This is a genomic window from Kordia algicida OT-1, assembly GCF_000154725.1.
In the GTDB taxonomy this organism is placed as follows: Bacteria; Bacteroidota; Bacteroidia; order Flavobacteriales; family Flavobacteriaceae; genus Kordia; species Kordia algicida.
This window is the reverse complement of the sequence record NZ_DS544873.1, coordinates 2,640,128-2,665,712: the sequence shown is the minus strand read 5'-3', so window position 1 is coordinate 2,665,712 and position 25,585 is coordinate 2,640,128. Positions and strand designations below refer to the sequence as shown.

Sequence of the window (25,585 nt, the reverse complement as noted above, 5' to 3'; positions counted from 1 at the left end):
ACTGAAAAACTGAGACTATTAAGTAAACTAGCGTCCCATTCCTTTCATCATTTGCATCAGCTTTCTTCCGCCACCACCTTGCATCATTTTCATCATCTTGCTCATTTGGTTGAACTGCTTTAGCAATTGATTCATTTCTTGTACCGAACGTCCAGCACCTTTAGCAATACGCTTTTTACGACTGGCGTTTATCATTGATGGTTTTGAGCGTTCTGCAGGAGTCATAGAATGGATTAACGCTTCAATATGTTTAAAAGCGTCGTCTTCAATTTCCATTCCTTTCATGGCTTTGGAAGCTCCAGGAATCATGCCGACTAAGTCTTTCATGTTCCCCATTTTTTTCACTTGCTGTATTTGCTTTAAGAAATCGTCAAAACCAAACTGATTTTTTGCAATTTTCTTTTGTAACTTTCTTGCTTCTTCTTCATCAAATTGCTCTTGCGCTCTTTCTACTAACGAAACAACGTCTCCCATTCCTAGAATACGATCTGCCATACGTGAAGGATAAAAGACATCAATTGCTTCCATCTTTTCACCTGTACCAATAAATTTGATTGGTTTGTTTACAACCGATTTAATAGAAATCGCTGCTCCACCACGTGTATCACCATCCAACTTTGTTAAAATAACTCCGTCAAAATTTAAGATATCATTAAAGGCTTTTGCTGTATTCACGGCATCCTGACCAGTCATAGAATCTACCACAAATAAGGTTTCTTGTGGCTCAATAGCTTTATGAATATTTGCAATTTCAGTCATCATGGCTTCATCAACTGCCAAACGACCTGCGGTATCGATAATAACTACATTGTGTCCGTTTTGTTTTGCGTGTGCAATTCCTGCTTGAGCAATGGCAACAGGATCATTATTTCCTTTATCAGAATACACATCAACCTTAATCTGATCTCCAACAACATGTAATTGATCGATTGCCGCCGGACGATATACATCACAAGCAACTAATAAAGGTTTCTTTGTTTTTTTATTCTTCAAATAATTGGCAAGTTTTCCAGAAAAAGTTGTTTTACCAGAACCTTGCAAACCAGACATCAATATAATTGATGGTTTCCCTGACAAGTTGATTCCTGCGGCGTCACCACCCATTAAGTCGGTAAGTTCATCTTTTACGATTTTTACCATTAACTGTCCTGGCTGTAAAGTAGTAAGTACGTTTTGTCCTAAAGCTTTTTCTTTTACACGTTTTGTAAAATCTTTTGCAATTTTAAAGTTCACATCGGCATCAAGTAAGGCTCTACGGACTTCTTTTAAAGTCTCTGCAACATTTACTTCCGTTATACTTCCATGTCCTTTAAGAACATGCATCGCTTTATCTAGCTTTTCACTTAAATTATTAAACATACCTTCGTATTCTTTTTTTGAGAAGTGGCAAAGATAGTGGAAACTTCTAAATTTTAAAAGTTTATGCCTGCTCGTTTTGGACGTTGAGTAGCTTCTTTTTTTAGGATAGAATGTTTAATAACACTCCTTTTAACCATAATACTTCCCAAAGAAGCCAAAAAAATATAAACTTTGATATTCTTCGTAGATTGATATATCTAAAAACTGTATATAAGTAAAATTAAAACTAAATTTACAAACGGATTAAACTTTGGTGCATATCTCATATCTAAATACCTTTTAAAAATATCGAAAGGAAGTTTGTTGAAATATTTGTCAATTTGGAAACCGCTTGAATCTAATTTTATAATTTTTGTTGCAAATGGACACCTGTAACTCCTTTTTAACTTGTAATATTGAATTTTAATTCATCTTTTGATGAAATCTGACATCAAAACCCAATGATTTATTCTAGAAAAATCATCAAACAATAAATGGAAAAGAAGAAAAAAACGAAAAAATCTTTGTTTTGGAAAATTGTAAAAAGAAGCATTTTAGTTCTTTTTATACTATTTATTGCGCTTATTTTATTTATAAGAAGTTCTTGGGGACAAGATATTATTGTGAATCAAGTAACGAGTTATATCTCAGACAAAACCAACACGAAAGTAAGCATTGACAAACTTTACCTTTCTTTTTCTGGAAATTTACTCATGGAAGGTTTGTATATGGAAGACAAAGCCGGAGATACGCTTGTATATTCTAAAAACTTAGAAGCGTCGATTGCGATTTTACCGTTGATAAAAAGAGAAGAATTTCATCTGAAATATTTAGAATCTGACGGACTCAAAGCAAACATTCACAAAAAAGATAGCAGTTCAAAATTTAATTACGAATTTTTAATAGATGCTTTCGCTGCCGCAGATTCGACTGCGCAACAAACAACAGGAAGTCCGATGAAAATTAAACTCGGGCAACTCAATTTTTCAAATCTTGATGTTACGTATGCTGATGGAGAAATAGGAATTGAAAGTGCTGTAAAACTCAATACACTTAAAGCCAAAGCCAATAGCATAGATGTTGAAGAAATGCGTTTTGATGTAAATAATGTCGTGATTTCCGATGGTGCTATTACGTACAAACAAACCAAAGCTTTTGTTGATGATCCTGATGCTGAAACTGTCAAACTACCGTATATCATCATTCAAAATCTTGAAGCAAAACAAACAAATTTTTCTTATGCTTCAATTCCTGATAAGTTGGAAATGAATTTGTTTTTAGACGATTTTACAGTGCAAATGCCCGCGCTCGATCTGGAAAAACAAGTCATCGATCTGACAAATGTCACACTTAAAAATTCAACCACAACGATCGTTCAATCAAGTCCAACAACGATAACCACAACTGAAACCATTCAAATTCCGTGGCCAGAATGGAAAGTTACCGCTAAACAAATCAGCATTGAAAACAATCAAGTTTCTGTAAAAACGGGAAATACAAAATCTGTTGCCAATGTGTTCAATCCTGAAAATATTCAGTTTCGCAATTTTGATCTAAAAGCAACGAATGTTTCTTACGAGCCAGAAAATGTAAGTGCAACTTTAGAGCAGGTTTCTTTTATAGATCGCAGTGGTTTTCAATTGAAAAATTTGGTCACTCAATTAACATTGAATAATGCTGTCACAACGCTAAATAATCTTTCTATTCGTACAAATAACAATAAAATTGTGGGTAATGTTTCCATTCGTTACAATAATTTCAACGCATTTGTCAACGATCCGAGTTCCAGTAGATTATCCGCTAAAATTCCTAATTTGAATGTCAATCCGAAAGATGCATTTTTCTTCATGCCTTCACTCAAAGAGAATGAATACATTACTAAATTTTCCAAAAAACCACTTACAGGTTCTCTCACCGTAAACGGTACATTGAATGCTATTGAAATTTCCAATACGTCATTGGCTTGGGGAAGCGATACAAAAGCTACATTAGAAGGTAAAATTACAAACGCACTTGACATAAATACTGCTGCAATCGATTTTAAAAATTTCAATATCATCTCCAATAAAACAGATGCGTTTACTTTTGTTGATCCAGAACTACTCACTATTGATATTCCTGAAGAATTTCAGTTAATAGGAACTGCAGCTGGTAGTATGACCAATTTAAAAACCAACGCGCTATTAACAACTTCGGATGGTACAATTCGCGTTAAAGGAAATTTTCAAAATACGACAGCAATTGCCTTCAATGGGAACATTCAGGTTAATGAACTGGCACTCGGAAAACTATTGAAAAACGAGCAATTGGGTGTGTATTCGTTTAACTCCACAATCAATGGAAAAGGAACAAGCTTGAATACTTTAGATGCAACACTAACAACCGATTTTCAAAAACTATCGTACAATAACTACGACTTGTCAGATTTGCAACTTGAAGGAAAAATTACCAACGGAAATGGCGATCTGAATCTGAGTTTTAAAGACGAGAACTTAGATGTTGACATGGTAAATACGATTCAATTAGACACAATTGCCTCCAAAGTTCGTACAGTATTAAACGTAAATGGAGTTAATTTTCAAACGCTTGGACTCGCCAAAGAAGATGTTCGTGCAAAATTTACGCTAGAAGCAGATATTAAAGGAAATTCGACCGAAGATTTGGAAATCAAAGGAACGATCACTGACGGACTTTCCGTGTTAAATAATAGACCTTATTTATTGGGAGATATTCTGTTTTACGGGAAATTGACCGATAAAACAACCACTTTTGACATTGCAAGTAATCCAATTGATGCTTCATTAGTTTCCAACACAAGCGTTGCAAACTTATTTGCTGAGTTGCAAATGCAGTTTGACAATTATTTTAAAGAAAATACCACAACGCTTGAAGCGGAAACCACATCAAACACCACGATGAAACTTAAAGCCACGGTAAAGCAAGCTTCTATTCTTAAAGATTTGTTTTTACCCAAGCTAGAATCGTTAAGTCCAATGGCAATCACGGTAGATTTCAATGCAGAAAACCGTTCGCTCACAGCAATCGCAAATGCGCCACAAATACTTTATAATGGCAGTAGTGTAGACAGTCTTGACTTTTCATTAAACGCAGAAAAAGAAACTTTAGACTTTGATTTTAATCTTGGAGAACTAAAAACTGGCGCGCTCGCAGTTCAAAAAATACGTCTCAATGGAAATCTAAAAAATCAGGTGTTATTTACTGATTTTATAGCGATGGATGGTGATGAAAAACTAATTCAGATCGCTTCAGAAATTACTCGAAACCAAGATAGTACTTATGTACACATCAATCCTGAAGGCTTAATCATTAATAAAAAAAATTGGACGATTCTTCCTGATAATAAAGTTACGTATGCAACCAATTCACTGAGTTTTAACGATTTTAAACTTAGTCAAAACAATCAGCAAATCACCATTAGCAATTCGCTCGCCAAAGAAAAAGTAGCTCATGTCGGACTTAATTTTGAAAATTTTCAATTGAGAACTATTACAAGCATCTTCAATCAAGAAAAATTGTTGGCTTCTGGAAAACTCAACGGAGAATTTATTTTAGAAAATCCGTTTACAGATGTCGGAATCATCGCAGAAGCAAAAATTACCGATTTGCAAGTCATGGAAGTTCCTTTTGGTACACTCGATTTAAATGCAAAATCTGGAAATGCTTCCAACTACAATCTCAATTTGGCAGTTACAGGACAAAACCTAAACTTAACCATAATTGGCGATTATGTAGCGAATGAAAATGGCGCACCACTTGATTTTGATATCGATTTAAAAAACCTAGAATTAAAAGCTGTTGAACAATTTGCAAGTATGTACATCTCAAAAACTTCTGGAAATATTTCGGGAGATTTTAAACTCACAGGAACTACTGTAAAACCTTCCTTATTAGGAGCTTTGAACTTCAATAATGCAAATGTGACCATCAATGCATTCAATGCTGCTTTTGCGCTACCACAAGAATCGATTAAAGTAGATGAAGCTGGCATTTATTTCAATCAATTTAAAATGCTAGATGTAAATAAAAATCCGTTTGTGCTTGATGGAAAAATTACAACAGAAAATTTGATGAATCCTGCGTTCGATTTGACCATGAAAGCCAAAAATATTGAAGTACTCAATTCTACAAAAGAAGCACACGATTTATTTTATGGAAAAGTAAATTTGGATGCCGATGTTGCCGTAACAGGAACATTGCAACTTCCTGTAGTACGTGGAAGTATGGAAATAAATGATACTTCTGATTTTACGTACGTAATTCCTGAAGAAGAAGTAAACATTGTAGAAAAAGAAGGAGTTGTCATTTTTGTCAACAAAGAAAATCCTGATGACATTTTAACCAATCAAAATGATGTATCGTCTACAGCCATATTACGCGGTTATGATATTGATGCAGATTTGAGCATTTCTAAAAATGCTGTTTTTAATATTATTGTGGACGAACGTACTGGCGACAATTTGAAAGTATCTGGAGCAGGAGATTTTAAATTTGGAATATCTGAAAATGGCGACATGTCGCTCTCTGGAAAATATGAAGTTGATAGCGGACACTACGAGGTAAGTCTCTATAACTTGGTAAACAGACGTTTTGAAATTGCACAAGGGAGCAACATTATTTGGCGAGGAAATCCGTTTGAAGCAGACATGGATATTAAAGCTATTTATAGAGTGGAAACGGCTGCTTCTGGCTTAATGGCAAATCAGCTTACAGGCGAAAGTGCCAGTGTTGTGAGTAAATATCGTCAAAAGCTTCCATTTTTGGTGTATCTTAATTTGGAAGGACAACTTTTACAACCTGAAATATCTTTCAACTTAGACATTCCAAAAGATTCGCAAGGAGAACTTGGCGGCGCTGTATATGCAGAAGTACAACAACTCAACAATCGAGAAGACGAATTAAACAAACAGGTGTTTTCATTACTTGTATTAAATCAGTTTTTCCCTTCTGCGACAAATGATGGAAGTTCAGGAGGTTCACTTTCTATTGCACGTGACAATGCCAATAATGTACTTTCCAATCAATTGAACAATTTTTCAAACAAACTTTTAGGAAATTCTGGAATTGAACTGGATTTCGGATTGAGCAGTTATACCGATTATCAAGGAAATTCGCCAACCGACAGAACGCAACTCGATATCAATGCACGAAAACGCTTGTTTAATGATCGACTTATTGTGGAAGTTGGAAGCGGTTTAGATATTCAAGAAAACTCTCAAAACGCCGGACAAACCACGCCTTTGGTTGGAACTGTAAATATTCAATACTTATTCGATCAAAATGGCAGATGGCGCTTGAAAGCCTATCGTAAAAATGATTTTGAAAATGTGATTGATGGACAAATTATTCTCACAGGAATTTCATTAATCTTCAATCAAGAATTTAATAAATTTGAAGAACTTTTTGCGAAAACAGTCAAGGAAGAAGTTGAAAAAACAACGAAAGAAGAAAAGGAAAAAAAGACCACAAAAGACGAATCTAAACAATGAAATTAAACTATTTCTTGCTGTTACTTTTAGGAATTATGGTATGCTCATGCAGTGTAACACGTTTTATACCTGAAGATGAAACTTTGTATGAAGGTGCAACTTTTAATCTTGAAGCCAAAGAAGAACTTTCTGATTACAGTACCGTTGAACAAGAACTGCAAGCGGTGCTAAGACCGCAACCAAACTCCTCAAAAATAGGCTTATACGCACATTACAAAGTAACTAAAGATTCTGCTGGATTCTTTTACAAGTTTATTAATAAAAGAATAGGGCAAGAGCCTGTATATCAATCTGATGTAGATGTTAATCAAACGGAAGAACTTATCATCAACAGACTTGAAAATTTAGGGTTTTTCTACAGTACCGTAACTTCAGAAATCAAAGAAGAAGAAAAAACAAGTAAAGTTCACTACGATATAAAACTTGCCAAACCATACACAATGGAAACGTATCAATTGGACACTGATTCGCTTCCTATTTATAAAGATATCAAAGTGACTTTGCCCGAAGCATTCATAAAAAAAGGAGAGCGTTTCAATCTTTCCAAACTAAAAGTTGAACGCGAACGCATTGATGCCAAACTTAAAGCCATTGGATATTATAATTTTAATGCCGATTTTTTAATTTTTGAAATTGACACCAATCAATACAAAAACAAACGCTTCGATTTGTACTTACGTCTCAAAAAAAATACGCCAAAAAAAGCGTTGGTTCCATACAAATTAAGCACAGTAAATGTACATCCAAACACAAGTATTTCAAACAATTACAAATATACAGATACGACTACATTGGCAGGTGTGAATTTTGTGCAAGACACCGTTTTTTTCAAGCCAAAACGATTGCGTCCGTACATACAATTTCAAGAAGGACAATTGTACAATCCTCAGAAGTTTAAAGGAACTAGCAGACGATTATCATCTATCAGTACGTACAAATTTGTAAATGTTGAATTTAAGGAAAAACCACTTGGCAACAACGATTCCATTGGCTATTTAGACACGCGCGTGTATTTGTCACCTTTAAACAAACGTGCATTGAGTGCCGAATTGCAAGGAAATGCAAAATCTAATGGTTTTACAGGTCCGACGTTAGCATTGAGTTATACTAACAGAAATCTCTTTAAAGGCGGAGAAGTTCTTAAAATAACAGGAAAGTTTGGATATGAAGCGCAACTGCGTGGAAAATCAAACAATACCACAGGACTAAATAGTACACAATTGGGCTTGACGGCAGATTTGGTATTTCCAAGATTATTGTTTCCGATGGATATCAATCAACAATTTGAATACAACATCCCGAAAACAAAAATTAGCGCAGGGATAGAATATTTGAGCCGAAATAAATTGTACAGTCTTAGTAGTTTTAACACAAGTTTTGGTTACCAATGGCACGCCAATACATATGTATATCACTCTATCAATCCGATTAGTTCGAACTATATTCGATTGTCAAATAGTACGCCAGCATTTGAAGAAATTTTAGAAGAAAATCAATTTCTAAAAAATAGTTTTGAGCAACAGTTAATTTCTGGTCTTACGTATAATTTTACTTATAACGAATTGGGTGATGTCAACAGAGTACATCCTTTTTATTTTAGCACAAACGTTGATATTGCTGGAAATTCTCTAAGTCTTTTTGGTTCTAGAGATGAAACTACTGGTAAAAAAACAATTTTAGGAGTTGAGTTTGCTCAATATGCAAAGATAGATTTTGATACACGTTTTTACCTCAATTTAGGAAACCAACAATCGCTCATTACCCGATTGTACGGCGGTTTGGGATATGCGTATGGAAACTCAGATGTTTTACCGTTTTCACGACAATTTTTCTCTGGCGGTCCGTATAGTATTCGTGCGTTCAGAACACGTTCTATTGGACCTGGAACGTATTCGCCTGAAAATTCAAACATCAATTCGTTCTTTGATCGTTCTGGCGACATTAAATTAGAAGCCAATGTAGAATATCGTTTTCCATTATATACATATTTCAAAGGTGCGTTTTTTGTGGATGCTGGAAATGTTTGGCTACGTGATGAAAACACAGAATTGCCTGGTGGAAAGTTTACCTCAAACTTTATCAACGAATTGGCAATAGGAGCTGGTGTAGGGTTGCGTGTAGATATTCAAGGATTTGTATTACGACTAGATTGGGCAGCACCAATACATTCGCCTACACAAACCGAAATTTCAAAATATACGTTTGATGCCAGCAACGGAATCTTCAATTTTGCAATCGGTTATCCGTTTTAAAGATTATTCATAGTATTTAGCATTTAAAATTATAAAAAAAACGTATTCGTTAGTATATTCTTATTTTATTATTAATGCTTTTCAAAAATGTGAAATTACTACATTTTTTATAGCCATTTTATAATGGCATTATTTGCAATCACTTTTTTTGTTCACTTCTTTTTTTAGAAAAAAATACTTGAGTTACAGAAAAAAAGAAGCTGTTAATCCTAAGAAAATGATAAGTTTGTTCTTTTAATTTTTTATATGTTTCGCACTGTCAAACATACTTTCGTATTCTTATTAATTCTGATATACACACAAATTGTTTCTTCACAACATCCTGTGGCAAATAATTTATCAGACATTACAAACTTACCCTATAATGAATTTTATGATATTTTAGAAGATAGTAATAATTATATATGGCTTGCAGCTAATAGAGGTTTGCTACGTTATGATGGCTACAATTATACAAAGTTCACAAATCCTTCTCAGAAAGGAAAAGCTGTTTTTGGACTAAAAGAAGATCATACGGGTACAATATGGTGCAACAATTTATACGGTCAGTTGTTCTATGTGAAAAATGACAAACTTGAAGTTTTTTTAGATTTAAATCATATTACCGATGGACAGCTAGCAACTTTTGAAGTTTCTAAAGACCATATTATTATTTTTACCAGTGCGGGCGTCTTTAAAATTTCTAAAGTTACGAAAGAAATACAACAATTAACATCGAATCCTGTAATTACAAGTTGTCAGTTTCAAGATAACTTTTACTTTTTTCCAATTCACCAAATCCCAGCTTTGCAAACTATTGAAGGAACTAAAGAGCGGACAGTAGCAGAAATCACTTCAAAGTCTATTATAGAAACACCTAAAATATTTAAAGTTAATACAAAACAGCTTTTGTTAATCTACAAAAATGAACTGAACTATGTTTTAAATTTATTTGATGTTAAGAATGAGCAATTAATATCTATCAAAACGCCAACAGAATTACTTAAAACTACAATATATAACGTGCTTACCATTGACAAAAAGATATGGTTTTGTACTGTTTCTGGTGTGTTTGTATATGAACTTATTGAGGATCAACTTTTACTAAAAAATCATTTATTCAAAGAAGAATCGATTACAAATATCATTAAAGATTTTAATACTAATTATTGGCTAACTACTATTGATAACGGCGTGTTGGTTTCTCCCAACTTGTCTATCAAAACATTCGAGTTACCTTCTAAAGCTTCCAAAATAACGGCAAGTTGTTCGTTGGATAAAGATAGATTTGTTTTAGGCACCAATCAGGGAACACTACTTTTTTATGACAATTTTAAGCTAATCGATGAAGTCAGGCTTCCATCCAAAATCGTTATAAAATTGATACAGTTTGATAGTTTTAACGATCAACTTATAATCAGTACAAGTCATGCACAATCATACGAATACGATCTTAAAGATCAGTTCATACAAAATACACATCGCAAATTTGCAGTAGCAAAAAGTATTCAAATTTTAGATGCCAATCGAGTTTTCTACGGAAATTATAAAGAAGCTATCATTTACGAAAAAACACGACAACGACTTTTACGCGAAAAACGTGTCACAACTTCATATATATTACCTAATCAACAGTTACTTATTGCGTTCGTAGATGGTTTATTCCTATATGATAAAAATGATAATAGCACACCTATTTTATACAATGGCGAACCTGTTTTGGTAAGTGAAATTACTGCCACCAAGAGTCATGTTTGGATTTTAACACAGAATAATAAAGTATTACTTTATGATAATGGAATCATTAAAGACACCCAAAACTTTACAAATCTGGAAATCAGCACCATAAAAGCAGACCAAAACACTTTGTGGTTAGCTATTGACAAAGGTTTGGTTAAATTTAAAACAACAACCAATGCATTACACTTCTTAACAGGTCAAGACGGTTTAGATTTTAGCATAAAAAACATTGAATTACTTTCAGATCATGTTGTTTTGACTACGCCACAGTCCTTTTATACATTCCCTAAAAATGATCAATTAATCTTTAAAAAATATCGTACTGCCAAAGTGCATATCAATGGTGTAACCGTAAATAATATTGATACATTGGTTTGCGACCAATATACTTTTGAGTATGATACAAATAAGCTAAAATTTGATTTTCACTCAGTAGGATACCAAGCTAACAAACACATGACCTATCAATATCGCTTGAAGCCAATTGACACAGAATGGCAGGCTATTGAACGAGGAAATAGCTTCGTTACTTTTAACAACTTAGCCAGTAACGATTATACTTTTGAGATAAAAGCCAAGAATATGGCAGGCACTACTTTTTCTGAGGTTGCCACTATAAGTTTTACAATTACAAAACCTTTTTGGGAAACATTTTGGTTTTATGTACTTTGTAGTATAATATGTATTGGCATAATTTCGTTTTACTTTTTACAAAAATTTAGAAAAAAAGAACGAAAGCGAAATAGCGCTGTTCAGAAGATTCTTATGGAAAAGAAAATTGCAAATTTGCAGTTAGAAAATTTCCGTTCGCAGATGAATCCGCATTTTATTTTTAATGCGTTAAACTCTATTCAAGATTATATTATTTCTAATGAAAAAGAATTGGCAAGTTCGTATTTGGTGAAGTTTAGCCGATTGATTCGAATGTACTTAGAATATAGCCAGCAAAACGAAATTACTTTAGCCAAAGAAATACAGGCACTTGCATTATATTTGCAACTCGAAAAAGTGCGCTTTGAAGATGAATTGAATTACAAAATTAATGTTGAAAAAAATCTCAACACACAGCAAATCAAAGTACCTTCCTTATTCATTCAACCATATATTGAAAATGCGCTAAAACATGGTTTATTACATAAAAAAGGAGAACGAAATTTAACCATCTTGGTACAAAAAGAACATGAAAAACTTTTAATTATAGTTGAAGATAATGGCATTGGACGAGAAAAAGCTAAAGAAATTACCGCTCAGAAAAAAACGCACAAACCGTTTGCAACAAGAGCCAACGAAGAACGTGTACATATATATAATACCAACTTAAAATATGACATCAATGTAGTTGTAGAAGATGTTATTGAAAACAGTAAAACTACAGGAACAAAAGTCATCATTTACATTCCATTAAAATTTAAATAATATGAAAGCAGTAATTATTGACGATGAAAAACGCGCAAGACATTTATTATTGCAATTAATCACAGAATATTGTCCACAAATACATCAAATTCTAGAAGCTTCTGACTTAGCTTTAGGAGTTTCCATGATTAAAAAAGAACAACCAGAATTAGTTTTTTTAGATATTGAAATGCCCAACCAGTCAGGATTAGACATTTTAGATTATTTTGATGAGCCTATAAACTTTAAGATCATTTTTGTCACCGCGTATAATCAATATGCAATTGAAGCTTTTAAAATTGCTGCAATTGATTACCTTCTAAAACCAATTGATACGCAAGAATTAAAAAACTCAGTATTAAAAGCGCAAGGAGCTATTGAAACGAGTAACTTAACTCAGCAATTTGACAAACTTAGAACTTCTTTACAACAAATTTCAATTAATAAAATTGCTTTAGAAATTCCTAAAGGAATTATGTTTGCTTCTCATGAAGACATTATTTATTTTGAAGCTGATAGCATGTACACCAATGTGCAACTCAAAAGTGGAAAAACAAAAACTATTTGTAAACCATTGAAGCATTTTGTCTCACAATTAAAAGAAAATGCCATGTTTTTTAAATGTCACCGATCGTATTTAATCAATTTAAAATATGTAGATGAACTCATCAAAGAAGAAGGTGATTTTTTACTGATGAACAACCAAAAACGCATTCCTATTTCCAAATCTAAAAAGGAACAATTCATTACTATTGTAAAAGAAACATTCCTGTAAATTCATTTAGAAAAAAATTGAACGTATTTAGAAAAATGTAACTTGTAAACAGTGCTATCATTAGTTGTTTTGCTTTCAAATTAAATGAAGTAAAACAATTATTATGAAAAAAATACTATTATTATTTCTCCTTTTGGTATTTACTGTTTCGCAAGCACAAACAGTTGTCTATGTAGATATTGATGCTACAGGAAGTAACGACGGAACAAGTTGGACAAATGCCTACAACTCTTTACACAACGCACTGACCAATACAACAACTGCGGGTGCAGAAATCTGGATTGCAGAAGGAACGTACAAACCTATAAACGCATCAACACCATTTCTAAATCAATATGGCGTGAATATTTATGGAGGCTTTGATGGTACTGAAATTACAAGAGCAGACAGAAGTACTGATCCTTGGTTACATCCTGTGTATTTATCTGGTGACATCAATGGTGATGACCTCAATGAAGTTCCTAGCGCAACATCAGCAAATAAAACAGATAACGCAAATCGCATCTTACAAATTGAACCTACTACTGTAGGAGCAACCACACTAGATCACGTAAATGCAGAAATTATAATTGATAGAATCAACTTAATCCATTCGTATGGAGGAAGTGCTTTTCACAGTTTTCCACATCCACAAACAGGATATACACAAAAGAAGATCACCATTCAAAATTGTCGTTTTTCAAGAAACTATGCAGCTTCTCGTCCTGCATTAGACATGCGTTCCTTAGATAATTCGGGAACTTCTACAAATCCGACAAAGAATTTTTACTTACTAAATAGTATCATGGATGAAAACGTTTCGCAAGTAGGATATGCATTTGAATACCGAAACTTTAGTCAATTCACAGAAATTTATATTGTCAACAATTTATTCATTGCTAACAAAGTAACAGATGCTGGATATTCTGGAAGTGTTGCACGTTTTATTTCAAATGGCGCACAAGGATTAACGGTTAGGTTTTCCAATAACACACTTTCATTAAATCAAGAAGGAACAGGAGTTGCAGCTTCATTAGCAAGTTGTATTCGTTTAGAACGTACTTCGGGTACTGTTGATGGTTGGTGGTATAACAATATTTATTACAACAACACAGGAACCAACGAATTTGTAGGAACTGCTACAGCTAGCACCGCAAGTATTGATTTTGGAAGCACAAATGCGCTCGATTTCGCTCCAACGTATACGGTGCCAAATTCAATTGCATTAAATGAAAGTCCTTTTGAAGATATTTCTACAGGAAATTTTGCACCACTACCAGCGTACAGACAAACAGGAACCGCAAGTGGTAGTGCCTACAATACCAATGAACTACCATTTACAGACTGTTATCAAAATGCACGATTTTATTCTAGCGGAACCATTATTGGCTTAGGAGCTATTCAATATGCAAATACCGCAATGTTTACAGGGCCTGGAAATATTGCTAATTTATCATTACCAGCTCCGGCAGCAACTATTTATGTAGATGCTTCGGCTACAGGAAACAATGACGGAACGAGTTGGGCAGATGCGTACACTACAATTTATGATGCGGTAAACTCTACAAGTGTGAGTGCTGGCTCAAAAATATTTGTAAAAGCAGGCACATACAAGCCAACAACAGGCGCATACACAATTGCAGATGCTTCTGTGAAGCTTATTGGTGGTTTTAACGGAACAGAAACAGATGAAAATGACAGAGATTTTTCATTAATTCACACCACAAATGCTACAATTATTTCTGGTGATGTAAATGGTGACGATATATATGATGATCAATTTACAAACAGAACAGACAACTTAGCACAATTGGTATATATAGGCGCAAGTTTTGTAACTATAGATGGTTTCATTATTCAAAATGGACATTCAGGCAGTAAAAACCCTGCCATCGATTTTCAATCAAACACCACGAACAACTTTACCTTGAAAAACACCATCATTCAAGAACATTATTCTAGTGGTTTGGTAATGGATTACAGAAACTTTAATGGAACCATAAACTTTATCAATGTTTCTGTAAAAAATAATGCTACTAATGGAAATACAGGAATTTTATTGATGCAATCGTCAAACTCAAACAATATTACAGCAAACTTTGTCAACTTTGAATTTGTTGGAAATCAGTGCCCTTCAGACTTCGGTGCGATTTGGTTTAGAAGAACAGGCACATCAACAATGAACAGTACAATTGTCAATTCAACTTTTGTAGATAATATAAACTTTTTTCCTTCTACAACTTTAAAGCAACTTATTAACATTAGTGCAACAGGTTCTTTAAATAATATTGTAAACGTTCATAACTCTATCTTCCATAATAACTTGTACAATACGTCTTCGGTAAGTGATATTGTTTTTGACAATTCGAAAACAACTGAAGGAAATTTTGGAGATTTGAATATTGATAATTGCGTAATGCCGAGTATATATCCATACACTGCGAATGTTGATGCTGACGGTTTTAATATCAGCGTAGCAAATCCTAATTTGGATACAAACTACAAGCCTACAAGTGCTTCTACAGCAGTAATTGATCAGGGAACAAATTCCTTTTATGACGCAAATTTATTTGGAAATATAGATATATCAGGAAACGCTCGCTTTGCCAACACTACTGTAGATCTTGGAGCGTATGAATTCAACTCAACACCATTAAATGTCAACGAGCTAGAAGCTGCTACAGTTTCTGTTATAGCATATCCAAACCCAACTACTGGTTCAATATATTTAAAAACGGACGAAAATATTACAAATATTAAAGTACTAAACACTATAGGACAGGTTGTTTTACAAACACAAAATATAAATCAGGTTGCTATTGCTAGCTTTCCTGCCGGATTATATATTTTAAACATAGAAACAACAAAAGGAAATACTAGTATAAAAGTCTTAAAAAAGTAAGTTTATCGTCCAATTAAAACATCAAGAATTAAACATGATTCAATTCTTGATGTTTTATAATATTTTGTATTTAAATCTTACTTAGTATTGATCTGTTCAAAAAAACCGTTAATTTTTATAGAAAAAAATAATTAAAGAGACTGTCTTAAAAGTCTTCAAAGACGCCATCCTGAGCTTAATTCATAATCTCAATATGCTGATTTTTAAGTGTTATAAAGAAGCGAATCAAGTTCGGTTTGACGAAATCTGTACTTTTTAGACAGTCAGCTTTAGTTTTAAAACGATTTTCATCTTTGTAAATAGATGGCTGTCTATTTACCTTGTTCGTTTAACGTACAAACATTTGTTTAAATCTCTTAGTGCATCATAAATTTTCGATTCTGAATAATCTTTTCCTTTCAAACTGTATTCGATAACGTATTCGTTTTGTAAAATATCACTAAGCTTATACATAAAACTTGTATTTGTCAAAATAAGAAAAATACAGGTGAATACTGAGATTGAAGCCATTTTTGCATATTTAACTCAAAAAGTCAATAGGTATGGCTATCCGCGTTACATGGTAACTTTCAACTATCCTTAACGCAGGTATATATAACAAACACGTTACACAGAAAGAAGCTGAGATATTCTTGAAGTAAAGCCGAAATTTTATGAACTTAATAAAGTAAAAGCATTGCATGCCATAAAATTATCTATTACATTTAGGAAATAAAAACTGTATTCCCATGATTATTTTCAACTTAGATGCCATTCTTATTGCATTACTTTCTGCTTTATTGTCACTTCCGTTTTTAGGTATTTATTATTTTGGAGGAATGAACGATGATATACTAATCATCTGCATCAGTTGGATGATTCTTGTCGCTTCCTTCATCGGAAAAGCTTCAGGAACTGTAGGACGTCTGTTTTTTATACCAATGTGGTTGTTAAGCATTCCGTTGCCATTTATTGTGACTTATGGAAGATATGGATGGACAGGAATTGGCGTGACTTTCGGAATATTTATTGGGTTCGTTGGCTTGTTATTAGGGTTCATGTATTATGTAGAAAAGAAGCGTTTGAATAATTTACGTTCTGAAAAGATTGAGTTTCCAGATAGAGAAACCGATCCAGAAGCGTACTGGGAAGTTGTAAAAGAGAAATTCTTTTCGCCTACGTTTATCAAAATGACTCCTGAAATTGGACGCTTTAATATACGAGTTGCCGAAGCATTACAACGAGACAACGTAGAGCTTACCACACTTGAAGCTTACAAACAGGAAATGGCAAAAGCAGGTTCCAAACGAAAAAAGATAGATTCTAAAGCAGAAGACAATCTTATGGAAGAAATTGATCAAAAAATTATCGCTGTACAAGAAGCAAAAGAATTATTGGAAAAAGTTTCTGGATAAATGTTAAGATAAAATAATTTACCATTTCAGCAGATTCCGTTCTGCAACGAGATTAGTTCAACTAACAATTTTTAATGCGTCTTTCAGACTTTTCAAAGTTGAGTTTTACTAAAAAAAAGCTGCCCTAATTCAACAAAAGACAGCTTTTAACTAAGTCACTAAACTAACTTAAATAAACACTTAATTTTTATTTCTTATAAACAATTATTACAATCTGCTTCCAAATTGAATAAGGTTGTTACTTCGTTTGGATTCAATGCCGTTTTGTACACACGCAAATCATCTAAATGTCCTTGAAAACCATTTCCAAGAATGTAATTCGTTAATGATGTACTTCCAATATCAATATTGGCATTTATATCTTCGTTACGCTGCACACCATCACGGTATAAACGCACTGTATTATTTTCATCAACCGCAACTACCAAATGATGCCAATTGGTGGTATCTGTTGGTAAATTGGCGTCCATATTCCAAGGATCGTCCCATAAGCCGTAACCAGAATCTGCATCACTAAATACAGGCGTATTTAAATCGAACACACTGATTTGAAAACCTTCACTAACGGCACTTCCTTTTTGAAATAGAATTTCATAATTGGAAGGATTTGTATTTTGCATTTTAAACCAAAGACTTACCGAAAAAGCGTCACCTTGTACAATTTGATTGGAGTTTGTAATCGGAATTTCTATCGTTTCTGTTCCGTCAAAAGCAATGGCACAACTTTGATTTCCTGCTCTATCGGAAACATAATTGTAGTTTCCAGAAGCTTCCCAATTGCTTATTAAATCTTTTGTTTGATTGGCAAATGGCATGTACAAAATCATATCATTTGTGAGAACTGTATTGTTTGTACAGCAATCTTCTACCGAAATTGTAATGGAAAATACCTGATATTCGCCTGCCAAATCTTCAATACGTAAATACAATGTTTCTTGTGAAGCAGTATTCGTGTAAGCATTCGGAATTAAAGCAAATATATTTGCGTCTGCATCGGCTTGCGTAGTATGAAAAGAGTAGTTGTATTCTTGTGTACAGCTTATGTTTTCAATGAATAATTCCACTAAGTTCATTTCTACAAAACCATCAAAAGGATTTTCTTCATCACAAATAGTAGTTTGTATATTTTCAAAACACTCAAAAGGTGTATTGTTTACACAAGATTTCGTCAAAGTAATTTCTTGACTTCCAGCGTGTAATTGTAATTCATCTTCGGTACATTCATCAATAATCCACGAATTATTAAAAGCTGTAATTTCATTGGAAACATTCGTCACGACTAACACTAAATTCCCATCGGAAGTTGTTACTTCCCAGTTTCCTTCGTGCACAATACTACTTGTAGGTTCTGAAGAAAACGTAAACGAACCATCTTGATTGAAATAGAACTCATATTCCAATTGCGTATTTCCTGCAAAGTTTGTAATTCGCCAAAAACAATCTGTCAAACTCTCTGTGACTTGTGTTGCTGTACAATCGGCATCGTTATAATTGTTGTCATCATCTTCATCACAAGTATTTTCCGCCGCAGCGATCGCCGCTTCCAACTCCGCATTGCTAGTGACAGCAATTACAGTTCCATCAGCATTTACCAAACTTATCGGATAGTTGATACTTGCTACAACACCGCTTGAAAGCGTTTCCAAGAAATAAAACAACGATTCGTCATCTGTGATATTTTGTGTTTCAATCACTTCAAAATTTACATCAAAAACCGCAATGCTAAACGGATATTGAAAATCAATACATTCAATGTCGATGTCTGGCTGATTTGGTCCTGAACAGTTTGAAATTTGCGAAATAAGTACTTCCTCGTTTTCTATGATAATTTCTGAATAATCACTCAAAGTAATGGTAATTGGATATGAAATTGAAACCGCAGTATCGTTTGACTGATTTAGCAATCCTACAATTGTCGCATAATCATTTGTACTATTTACTTCAACTGTTGTTCCGTTTATAGAAACCGTAACGGGCAAATTGACCGTAAAACAATTCGCATTGTCAATCATGTTATCTATTGATCCGTCTAATAAAGTAATACGTTCCATCAATCGTGGTAACGTGGCATTATTTACTAAAGTTTCAGTAGTATCTGGCGAAGAAACATCGGTATTTTCTTCCTGACAAGCATAGAAAAAAAGTGTCATCACTAAAAGCAAAAACAATATTTTTAAAGGTTTCATTAAGACAATTTTATTCATAAACTTTGTAGATTTAGATACTCTATCTTTTTAGTATGCTATTAGTAAAACAACTTAAACGGTAAAATTCCCACCTTTATTTATAAAAAATTTATGTTTACATTTAGCCCACTATTTAATAAACTCCAATGCCAAAACCTTTGCAAGATAATATTTGTAACGAAGGAATGTTTTCTGCTTTTTTTAAAAAACATTACCAAAGCTTGTATTCGTATTTGTACTATAAGTTTGGTGATTATTTGAATCCTGAAGATAAGGCACAGGAAGCTTTTACAAAATTATGGCAAAATTGTAACAAAGTAACTCCTGGAAAAGCCAAAAGTTATGTGTTTACAATTGGGAATAATATGATGCTAAATGAAGTAAAACATCATAAAGTTGTATTGCAACATCAGAAGATAAAACCGAGATCACACACCAACGAGAATCCAGAATTTTTAATGCAAGAGCAAGAATATTTACAAAAATTACAACGTGCTATTGCAAATTTGACAGAATCGGAACGGACTGCTTTTTTGATGAATCGTGTGGAAGGAAAAAAACATAAGGAAATTGCTGCAATTTTAGACATTTCGACCAAAGCTGTTGAAAAACGTATTTATAGAGCGTTGAGCAAATTGCGACAGGATATTGAGGAGCTTTGATTTACGATTGTTGATTTTTGATTGAAAATAATTCAAAGTTTAGCATTCAAAATTCAACATTTGTAATTCACTAAACGTCTGATCGAGTGGAAAATGTGATAACATTTTTTGTATCGAGATCTACTTAGAAACTAAACGTATTAAAGTACTTCTCGATACAAAATTTTATACTAAAATTTTACTCGAAGCGACGATTGGATTTATGATTTACGATTTTTGATTGAAAAATAATTCAAAATTCAACATGTACAATTCCATAGGGGAATTTTAGACAATAAGTTGTTATATAGATAAGTAACGATTATGAAACGAGAAGAATTAATACAAAAATGGCTAGATCATGCGTTGACTCCACAGGAATTGGAAGCTTTTAAACAGCTTGACGATTATGAGGAATTGACAAAAATGAACAATGCCTTACAGTATTTTAAAGCGCCTGAGGTTGATGTTGAAGCAGCGTATAATACTGTAAAAACTACTGCAAAAAACACCTCTAAACCTACTTCGTGGTTCAAACCATTATTACGAATTGCTGCAATTTTGGTAATTGGATTGGGAACATATATGTACGCAACACTACCAACACTAACAACTTTCGAAACTGTTGCCGCAAATAAAAAATTAGTTGAATTACCAGACACTTCTGCAGTTACATTAAATGCTGTATCGAGTTTGTCATTTGATGAAGATTCTTGGAAAGAGAAACGCGAAGTAACTTTAGATGGTGAAGCGTATTTTAAAGTCGAAAAAGGAAACACCTTTAGCGTACTAACAGACGATGGAATTGTCACTGTTTTAGGAACACAATTTAATGTAAAACAACGTGACAATTTGTTTGAAGTATTTTGCTATGAAGGCGCCGTGCAAGTATCGCACAACAATACAACTCTTGTATTGAAGCCTGGAGAACGCTATTTGATACTGAATGGGAAAGAATTCCGCAATGAAAAAGAAAACCTAAAAGAACCTTCATGGATTCGTAATGAAAGTTCTTTTAAAAGTTTACCTTTACAAGAAGTTATTCAAGAATTTGAACGACAGTATAATGTAACGGTTGACGCCAAAAATGTAGATACTTCCATGATTTTTACTGGAAGTTTTACGCATACAGATATGGATATGGCATTGCAATCGATTACTTTACCATCACAATTGAAGTATCAAAAGAAACAAAACTCGATTATTCTAAAACGTGACTAAAAAACGCGTACTCACTTTTTTCACTTTTTTTTTCTTTTTTCTTAATTTTCAGTGTGTTATCGCACAAGGAAATCAAGAGGATAAAATTTTACTGTCTAAATTAGTACCAAAAATTCAAAAGCAGTTTGATGTCGTTTTTTCGTATGTTGATAATACATTGGACGCAATTTTAGTCACGCCTCCAACAGAAAACACTTCTTTAGAAAATTTACTTGACGGATTTGAATCGGAAACCAATCTTCGGTTTACGATTATCAACGGACGTTATATTGCCATTACTGTTTTTAAAGATCAAATTCAGGAATTAGATGAAGTATATTTGACCGAATATATTGCTTCTGGAATTTCTACCAACAGAACTGGACAAATTACCATAAAACCTAAAAATTTCAGCATTTTACCCGGCGTTACCGAACCTGATGTTTTACTTACCATTCAAGCATTACCGGGAATTTCTAGTATTAATGAAACCGTTTCTAACATAAACATTCGCGGTGGCACAAACGATCAGAATATTTTATTGTGGGACAATATTAAAATGTATCAATCGGGACATTTTTTTGGATTGATTTCTGCGTTTAATCCATATTTTTTAAAGAAAGTGACCGTGACCAAAAACGGTACAAGTGCGCAACATGGCGATGGCGTTTCTGGAATGATTCAGATGGAACTCGATGCACATCCAAACGATTCTTTGATTGCTGGTGCTGGAATGAATTTGATTCACATTGATGGTTTTGCCAAAGTACAATTAAACAAAAAAATGGAAGTACAAGTTTCGGCGCGACGTTCCATTACTGATTTGGTAGAAACACCAACATACGCAATTTATTTTGATCGAATTTTTCAAGATTCAGATATTACAAATAACAATCAAGCAACCAACAATACAACGACAACTAATAGAGATTTTTATTTCTATGACATGAGCACAAAATTCATTTATGATATTTCTAAAACAGACAATTTACAGTTTAGTTTTTTGAATATTTTTAATGATTTGAGTTATACGGAAGAAGCTACTTTAAACAATCAGCGGCAAGCTGTAAATAGTGGAATTACGCAACGAAATTTTGCGACAGGATTGACGTATACTCGTGAGTGGTCGCCTGCGTTTTCAACACAACTACAATTTTATACTTCCAATTACAATCTGGAAGCAACCAATTTTAATATTACGGACAATCAACGGTTATTTCAGGAAAATGATTTGGCAGACAGTGCTATTAAACTGCATACAAAATATCGCATCAATGAAAATTTTACGATCGAAAGTGGTTATCAATTTTCAGAAATTGGCATTACGAATATTCAAGATGTAAGCAATCCGCAATTTCGTAGCGACCGAAAAGAAGTGATGCGAAATCATGCCGTATATTCAGAAGTTCATTATTTTTCAGATAGTTACCGTACGATGTTGACGTTTGGAATTCGCGGAAATCGTTACGGTAAGATTGATACTTTTCGTTTTGAACCGCGTTTGAATTTTAGACAACAATTTTCCAATCATTTTAGTTTGCTCGTTTTGGGCGAATATAAAAGTCAGGCAATTTCTCAGGTAATTGATTTACAGAATGATTTTTTAGGAATAGAAAAACGTCGTTGGACGTTGGCAAACGGAACTTCTGTTCCACTAATTGAAAGCAAACAAGCTTCCGTTGGCGTACAATACAACAAAAATAACTTGTTGATTACCGCAGAAGCTTATGTAAAAGATGTAGATGGAATTACGACGCGAAGTCAAGGTTTTCAGAATCAGTTTCAGTTTGTAAATGCTGTGGGAAGTTATACAACACACGGAATTGATGTGTTATTCAATAAAAAATGGCACGATTTTAATACGTGGCTGAGTTATTCTTTGAGTAAAAATGATTACGAATTTACTTCATTAAATAATGGCGAACAGTTTCCAAATAATTTAGATATTACGCACAATTTGACACTTGGCGGAACCTATTCATGGAATGATTTTGAGTTTTCTTTGGGAACATATTTCCGCACAGGAAGACCCACAACTTCGGTTGGCGATCCTTCTGTAGTAAATGGAGAAATTAATTACAATTCGCCCAATGCTGAAAATCTAGAAGATTATTTTCGAACAGATTTTTCTACAACTTATCGTTTGACATTGTCTAAAAAAAAGAAAATTTATGCTAAAATCGGTTTGTCAGTTTGGAATATTTTCGATCAGCAGAATGTGTTGAATGAATATTACAATTTAGATAATCAAGTAGTTTCACAAATTCAGAATCGTGCGTTGGGCATTACTCCGAATTTGAGTTTTCGTGTTGATTTTTAAATTTGCTTCAAGCTTAAATTATTAGAATTTTAGCTTTTTTTAGGAAACAGAAAAAGTCAAGATGAGTTCGTTCATAAAAAAAATAAAATTAAGAAGAAATATCGCTTCCCGAAACCGATAATATGTGTCGATTACTTGCTTTTTTTGCCCAATTTTTTGGTCGTGAACCATAACATTCCAAAATAGCATCTACACCAATAATAGTTCCTTTTGCTAATCTTCCCAACAATGCAATGGGAATGTTGTGTTTTTTATCATCAGAAATCACATAAGCATTTTCGTCTGTCATAATTCCTAAATCGTCATGCACAATTTGAATCAAATCGGAAGAAAGTAAACTTTCAATTATGGAAGATTTTACAATTTTTATTTTTGGTGCATCAAGTACAGAATTTAGCATCACGGTTGCCGTTTCTGTATTGTTGTTGTTAGATAATTTCCAACCTTTATCAATCAATTCAAAATCGGGATCGCTTACAAAATTCATATCCAAAACATTGGCTTCAATCAACGCAATCATTTGTTGTATGCTTTCTACTGGCGGACCATACGAATAGCGTTTTGTAGATTCGTCCAAAGCAATAATTTCTGCAAAAACATCTTCATCACATTCGTTGAAAGATAATTTGGCATACATAGAAGGTTGACAATGACGCCACACTTGTCCGACACAAAAATCGAGACTAATTGGTTTTTTGCCAGTCGCCATTGCTACAAAATCTTGCATTATACTTTTTACGGATTGATCGGTTGACAAAATAGCATCGTGTTTATATTCAGGATCTTTCAACCATTTTATAATAATATTTTCAGTTTCTTTGAGTGATAATTTTTCTGTGTGGTATGTTGTTTCCAATTGCAAATACATCTTTGCCGCAATAGGCGCAAATGCTTTTAATAAAAAATCGACACCTGATGCTTTTTTCTGTGTTTCAGGGTTCCCAATTAACGATTCGTAGTCCGAAAGTTGCGTTTCCGTTGGTTTGAAAAGATCGTCAATACTTGCATTTAGTGGTTTTGGTACAGCGGGCAATCCGTCAAGCGAAAACGGAATCATTTTGCCTTTATAGTTTTCATTTGGCTTAAAAGTACATTTGCGTGTTTTTGTATCTTCAATATGAAATTTACCAAAACGCATTGCAATTGCTCTTGCGACATCAATCATTGCCAAACCAAAACCTCTAATTCCAACAATACTTTTAGTGGTTAATTTTTCGTGATTTAAAAAGTCGCTAATTGGATACGGACTCGTAAAAAGTGCCAAGTTTTCTTTGTTTGAAGCAAATTCTTTCCATTCTAAAAGTTGTTCTGATACTTCTGTTGGTTGATGTCCGATGGTGAGTAAAATTTCATCAAGATTGTGGTAATCTTCTGTTTTTGTTGCGATTGAAACTTTGTAATTTTCGGTTAATGATACTTTTTTAACGGTATCTTTTACAAGCGTGGCAATTTTATGTTCGTGAAGTGGCGTAATGATGGAAGCTAATCGTTCATTGAGATACTTTCCTATTTTCGCTCTTGGCGGATAATTGTCTACGGCTTCTTTAGAGCGTTCTTCAAAATCTTTTTCTGTCCATTCGTGATACGACGGAAACGATGGAATTTCTATTTCAGAAAACTTGATTGCTTCTCGTTTTTTTAAAAGTAGAATTCTCTCAGGAATATTAATCCAATTGCTTTCTATTTGATCGGTTTTATACACTTGTCCATTTCCAAAATTACCTGTTTGTTCAAAAAGATATACATGAATTTGAAGTTCATTTGTTTTTTTAGCTAATGATTCAAAAAAGTTTTCAAGTGCATAACCGCCTCTTGGACCAATTCCGATGATTGCTATTTTTCTATTTTTATGATTAGATGTAGTTTTCAATATAAAATATTTTCAGGTAAAAAGTCCATTGAGTTTTTAAATAATAAATACCAAATGAGCTTTCTGTTTGTTTAATTGATAGATTGTTACTGATGTTTTTAAAGGTA

General features: G+C 33.4%; 12 protein-coding genes. 9 read left to right on the top strand and 3 right to left on the bottom strand.

What is annotated here, in order from left to right; translation table 11 throughout:
- Positions 1 to 27: 27 nt before the first annotated feature.
- A complete protein-coding gene (ffh, locus tag KAOT1_RS11180) occupies positions 28 to 1,359 on the bottom strand; it encodes a signal recognition particle protein (RefSeq protein ID WP_007094920.1) in 1,332 nt (443 codons plus the stop codon).
- Between the two features lie 473 nt (positions 1,360 to 1,832).
- Here ffh and KAOT1_RS11175 point away from each other — a divergent pair, with 473 nt between their 5' ends.
- The 6 genes from KAOT1_RS11175 (at position 1,833) to KAOT1_RS11145 (ending at position 17,261) form a co-directional block, all read left to right on the top strand.
- Complete coding sequence (locus tag KAOT1_RS11175; RefSeq protein WP_007094919.1) at positions 1,833 to 6,845, top strand: translocation/assembly module TamB domain-containing protein; 5,013 nt, start codon at positions 1,833 to 1,835, stop codon at positions 6,843 to 6,845.
- On the top strand, positions 6,842 to 9,097 hold the full coding sequence (tamL, locus tag KAOT1_RS11170) for a translocation and assembly module lipoprotein TamL (protein WP_007094918.1): 2,256 nt from the start codon (positions 6,842 to 6,844) through the stop codon (positions 9,095 to 9,097). Before KAOT1_RS11175 ends, tamL begins: the two co-directional genes overlap by 4 nt.
- A gap of 246 nt (positions 9,098 to 9,343) precedes the next feature.
- Positions 9,344 to 12,232 carry a sensor histidine kinase gene (locus KAOT1_RS11165; RefSeq protein ID WP_007094917.1) on the top strand — a complete coding sequence of 963 codons (2,889 nt, stop codon included), beginning with the start codon at positions 9,344 to 9,346 and terminating at the stop codon, positions 12,230 to 12,232.
- 1 nt (position 12,233) lies between these two features.
- Positions 12,234 to 12,986, top strand: a complete 753-nt coding sequence (locus tag KAOT1_RS11160) for a LytR/AlgR family response regulator transcription factor (RefSeq protein ID WP_007094916.1) — start codon at positions 12,234 to 12,236, stop codon at positions 12,984 to 12,986.
- A gap of 103 nt (positions 12,987 to 13,089) precedes the next feature.
- Complete coding sequence (locus KAOT1_RS11155) at positions 13,090 to 15,867, top strand: T9SS type A sorting domain-containing protein (RefSeq protein ID WP_007094915.1); 2,778 nt, start codon at positions 13,090 to 13,092, stop codon at positions 15,865 to 15,867.
- Between the two features lie 728 nt (positions 15,868 to 16,595).
- Complete coding sequence (locus tag KAOT1_RS11145; RefSeq protein WP_007094913.1) at positions 16,596 to 17,261, top strand: hypothetical protein; 666 nt, start codon at positions 16,596 to 16,598, stop codon at positions 17,259 to 17,261.
- Between the two features lie 194 nt (positions 17,262 to 17,455).
- Here the strand turns inward: KAOT1_RS11145 and KAOT1_RS11140 are convergent, their stop codons facing one another.
- Positions 17,456 to 19,447 (bottom strand): LamG domain-containing protein, encoded by a 1,992-nt coding sequence (locus KAOT1_RS11140; RefSeq protein WP_007094912.1) that lies wholly within the window; start codon positions 19,445 to 19,447, stop codon positions 17,456 to 17,458.
- A 146-nt stretch (positions 19,448 to 19,593) separates the two neighbouring features.
- On the opposite strand from KAOT1_RS11140, the gene KAOT1_RS11135 reads away from it, so the two are divergent.
- From KAOT1_RS11135 to KAOT1_RS11125, 3 genes are all read left to right on the top strand, one after another.
- A complete protein-coding gene (locus tag KAOT1_RS11135; protein ID WP_007094911.1) occupies positions 19,594 to 20,109 on the top strand; it encodes an RNA polymerase sigma factor in 516 nt (171 codons plus the stop codon).
- Between the two features lie 303 nt (positions 20,110 to 20,412).
- On the top strand, positions 20,413 to 21,309 hold the full coding sequence (locus tag KAOT1_RS11130; RefSeq protein WP_007094910.1) for a FecR family protein: 897 nt from the start codon (positions 20,413 to 20,415) through the stop codon (positions 21,307 to 21,309).
- 157 nt (positions 21,310 to 21,466) lie between these two features.
- The gene (locus KAOT1_RS11125; protein WP_238528699.1) at positions 21,467 to 23,608 is read left to right on the top strand and encodes a TonB-dependent receptor plug domain-containing protein; all 2,142 of its coding nucleotides are present in this window, start codon (positions 21,467 to 21,469) and stop codon (positions 23,606 to 23,608) included.
- Between the two features lie 88 nt (positions 23,609 to 23,696).
- Here the strand turns inward: KAOT1_RS11125 and KAOT1_RS11120 are convergent, their stop codons facing one another.
- Positions 23,697 to 25,478 (bottom strand): FAD/NAD(P)-binding protein, encoded by a 1,782-nt coding sequence (locus tag KAOT1_RS11120; RefSeq protein ID WP_007094908.1) that lies wholly within the window; start codon positions 25,476 to 25,478, stop codon positions 23,697 to 23,699.
- Between the last annotated feature and the right edge of the window lie 107 nt (positions 25,479 to 25,585).

Coding starts and splice junctions, on each gene's coding strand:
- ffh (WP_007094920.1), bottom strand. CDS start 1,359: ATGTTTAATAATTTAAGTGAAAAGCTAGATAAAGCGATGCATGTTCTT.
- KAOT1_RS11175 (WP_007094919.1), top strand. CDS start 1,833: ATGGAAAAGAAGAAAAAAACGAAAAAATCTTTGTTTTGGAAAATTGTA.
- tamL (WP_007094918.1), top strand. CDS start 6,842: ATGAAATTAAACTATTTCTTGCTGTTACTTTTAGGAATTATGGTATGC.
- KAOT1_RS11165 (WP_007094917.1), top strand. CDS start 9,344: ATGTTTCGCACTGTCAAACATACTTTCGTATTCTTATTAATTCTGATA.
- KAOT1_RS11160 (WP_007094916.1), top strand. CDS start 12,234: ATGAAAGCAGTAATTATTGACGATGAAAAACGCGCAAGACATTTATTA.
- KAOT1_RS11155 (WP_007094915.1), top strand. CDS start 13,090: ATGAAAAAAATACTATTATTATTTCTCCTTTTGGTATTTACTGTTTCG.
- KAOT1_RS11145 (WP_007094913.1), top strand. CDS start 16,596: ATGATTATTTTCAACTTAGATGCCATTCTTATTGCATTACTTTCTGCT.
- KAOT1_RS11140 (WP_007094912.1), bottom strand. CDS start 19,447: ATGAAACCTTTAAAAATATTGTTTTTGCTTTTAGTGATGACACTTTTT.
- KAOT1_RS11135 (WP_007094911.1), top strand. CDS start 19,594: ATGCCAAAACCTTTGCAAGATAATATTTGTAACGAAGGAATGTTTTCT.
- KAOT1_RS11130 (WP_007094910.1), top strand. CDS start 20,413: ATGAAACGAGAAGAATTAATACAAAAATGGCTAGATCATGCGTTGACT.